1 protein-coding gene is annotated in these 3,655 nt (G+C 50.3%); it reads right to left on the reverse strand.

The annotated features are described in order from the left end of the window. On the reverse strand, nt 1-3,655 hold a 3,655-nt coding region (locus tag IM638_20110), incomplete at both ends, for a hypothetical protein (GenBank protein MCA6365347.1).

A 3,655-nucleotide genomic window follows, 5' to 3' on the forward strand; every position in this document is an offset into this window, starting at 1 on the left:
GATCGGCCTGCGCAACAGACGTTTCTACCAACTGCCCGGCAGTTTCCACCTCCGCCACATACGCGCCGTTTTTAAAATGGATCACCACATCGGTAAACCCGTCGGCCGCAGCCACCGTGCGGAAACCCGTGAAGTTATACGTACTGCTGCCCACTAACCGCGGCAAAAAGCCGGCTCCAAGGCTATTGGCGTTCGCTGCCACATTGCTGCCCACCCCGCGCAGCGTATTCCACTCAGTCACCAGCAGCGGGTTTGCCCCCGGCAACCTGCACGCCTGCGAAAAACTGCCCCAGCGCGAATACGCCCGCAGTAAAGCGCCCAAATGCCTTATCGTGTAAACAGCAGCAGTACCCGTTGCGGCCACATTCACCGCCGTGAAAAAATTATCCCATGCCTCATATGCCCCCGCATTGCCCGGATCGTTTACCCGAATACCCTGAATAACCACATCAGCCAAAGCCGCACGTGCCACTAAAACTGTAGTAATTTCGGCAGCCGTAACCAACGACGCACCTCCCGTTGCAGGAGCCGCCAGTATGCCCAGCGCAATTGTGGGCACATCAATAAGCACATGGTTCACAAAATTGTCGAACCGGTCGTTCATCTTCTTAAACGCCCGGTCGCGCTCCTGCACAACCACCATAAAGGCGGGCATTATCACCTCTGTAAACGTAATGCCGTTGTACTGCATCACCCGCACCATTTCAAAAGGCTGCAGTTCGTTTACATATACTTCGGTGTGCGTAAAGTTGCGCACAGGTGTGTTGGGCGGGCTTATATAGGTGTTTCTGTCGGTCAGCGTATATTTTTGGGTAAGGCGTATTCTGCCGTCCGGTTTGTATTGCTGTGTACCTGCTTCGCCATTTTCGCCAACGTGCAGGTCGTAGTTGTTGTATATATAGGTTTGTTCTTCGTCGAGGCCAAAGAAATACTCGCGGTATCCGGCCGGGTATTGGAAACTGGTGAACCCGTTGAATCCATCCACTGTATATGTATAGGTGGTCACCATTGGTTGTATCTCATTCCAATACGCATACGTCCAACGCGCAATCACATAAAACACATCTGTTACATCATAATACGAAATCGCATTTGAGTTCAACACCACCGGCGAGTCGCCAATTTCATCGGCATGAGTCTGCATTATTCTCATCCACGCATAGCTGTTGGGTGTAAAACCCTGGGTAATGAGTTTAGCCCGGTCGCTTTCGGGAGCGGTGTTCAGCAAATCGAGAATAATGTTGTGGTCACCGGCCATCCAATAGTCTGTATTGCCAATGAGTTTATTAATTATGCGTATCCTGTCCGACACCTTGAAATGCGTAAACACACACGGTGTGTAAGGATCCATGTTTACAAACAAACTGTGCAGCGTGGCTTGTGTACTGTTTGAGTTGAGCGCATTCACCACATTATCAATAAACGCGGTATTTATGGCCGTTGGGTAGGCTTTTTTAGTTACCTCCAGCACTGTAGCCATCATTACAAGTAGTTTGTAATGATAATCGGCTAAATCTGTGGCGCCATTCTGTTCAGAAATTACCCTGTTAGCGGTGTTCAGCTTTGCGTCTTGCAAAGCCTGCTGGTCGAGAATAAGGGCCTGCTGTGCGGTAAGTAGTGCATTCTGGCACGAAGCTACGGCCAGCAAATTTTCAGTGGTAAGGTTGCACAGGGTGAGACAAAAAATATAATCGCCAAACGGAGAATTTATGTTCAGCGATTGTTTCATGAATTCGGCGGGTGTTTGTGTACCGTCGAGCAGCGCCATATCGCTAGGCGGTAGGTTCACAACCACATTCAGCTTTACTAATGGCTTTACCGAAGTTTGCTGAAGTTGCGTATAAAACGAAGTCACAGGCTGGTTGGCCGACACCGTGGTTTGCAGTGCAATGCACAACGAGCCATTGTGTATTGCGCCTTGAGCTTTATTTGAAACCGGTACGCTGCTTCCTGCCGGCACAGCAAATCTTCCCGCATAACCTTCAAACTGATTATTGTTAACTACCGGGAAAACTGCAATGGCCGTTTGCGGCTGTGTGGCATTGGAGTAAATATCGGTGTAGGCCTGACTGCTGTTTTCGGGAGCGTCTTTTTTGAAGTAGCCCGTAAAATATGAAGTGGTGGCTGTACTTCCAAACCGGGCCTCGTAAGTTTCCGACTCATTCACAAAGTTTATTAGTACGCCAGCCGCTAAATTATGGCCCGTTGGAACGTTGCTTTCTTTATAATAAAGTGCGTCGAGTGTTGAAAAGGAAACTGCAGTAATTGTAGCAGGCAGGGTAATGAGTTTACCCGAAGGTGCAATGAATGTGTAAGTGCCGTCGGCATTTTTCAACGAAGCCAGTTGGCTGATGGTGTAGGCTGTAATGCTTAAATCATCTTCATCCCCGTCGCCAATTCCCAGCAATACAGACGGATTATGCATCCACTCCCACTGCCATTCCACTAAGCGTGTGCCGGTAGCGGTATAGTCGAGCAAATTGTCGGTGGTGCCTTTGGGTGCCGGTGCATTGCCTTTGAAACTATGCTCAAGCGCAAACACGCCGTGGGCCAGTTCGTGCTGCACGGTGCGGTTGAAGCCGGACTGCGCAGGCGAAAGAAACACATAGCCAATGTTTTTGCCGCGCGGCATCACACCTTCCAGATCAGTCCAGCTGCTGTCGGGCGCAAGGGCTGTTACAAATACATAGTGCTCGCTGCGACTGTAATCCGGCCGTGCTTTCAGGCGACTGTTTATCGCTTTCATTTCGTCGCTGTAGCGGCTCAGGCCGGTGCCGCCCACATTTACTTTACCGTCGTTGTTGCTGTCCCAGTTTTGTGCGTTAAGCGCGGCATCTGTTTTTACAGTCCATTTCACCACCGCACCGGCATACGCCTTATTTAACTCCGTTTCCAGCAACGCCGCCTGGGCTGCACTTACCGCAGTTGCCTGCGTATTGCCTGATGTAAGCGGCACAAGATGCAGCGTTTCTTCCTGCTTATTCAGACTAATCGCATTTACTTTGCCAATATTCACCAAACTGTCGGGCGAATGATAATAGCCGGCATAAATTTCCTGACGGTCGTTGCCATTGCCGCCCACCACATAAAACTTGCGTGTAGTGCCCGTGCCGTGGCTTTGATAGCGCGTGCCGGTATGCGAGAAAAAGAATACACTGTCGGCATTTACGCCATTGCTGAGCGTGAGCTGTACCGATACTTCATCATACTTCTCACTCTGCAGCGATTTCCAGCTTACCGCTTTTACACTGTTGTCTTTTTTATCTGTTACATCTTTGTAATACAACCGCCACGCCGGCACCTGATGCGCATCAAAACCATAAAGCGATTCATTGGTGTGTCCGAATACGGCCGTGCCCGTGGTTGTGTTGATGTAGTTGTGAATGAGTGAAAGCGGCACTGCACCCGTTTGTCCGGCAAACACCACCGTACCGTTCGCCGTAACCACCCACAGCGAACCGTTGGCATCTTCAATGGCCGTGCCTTCGCCGGGTGTGTAAGTAAAGGTCTGGCCGTTTATGGTTACCGTGCCGGCTGCTGTATCTACCACTATATCGCCGGGATTATCAATTACGGTGTTTACCGAAATTTCGGGTGCTACCATGCCTGATGCATTCCCCTGCGCCAGCCAATTATCAATCCCATCCGTCAACGC

The organism is Bacteroidota bacterium (assembly GCA_020402865.1).
In the GTDB taxonomy this organism is placed as follows: domain Bacteria; phylum Bacteroidota; class Bacteroidia; order Palsa-965; family Palsa-965.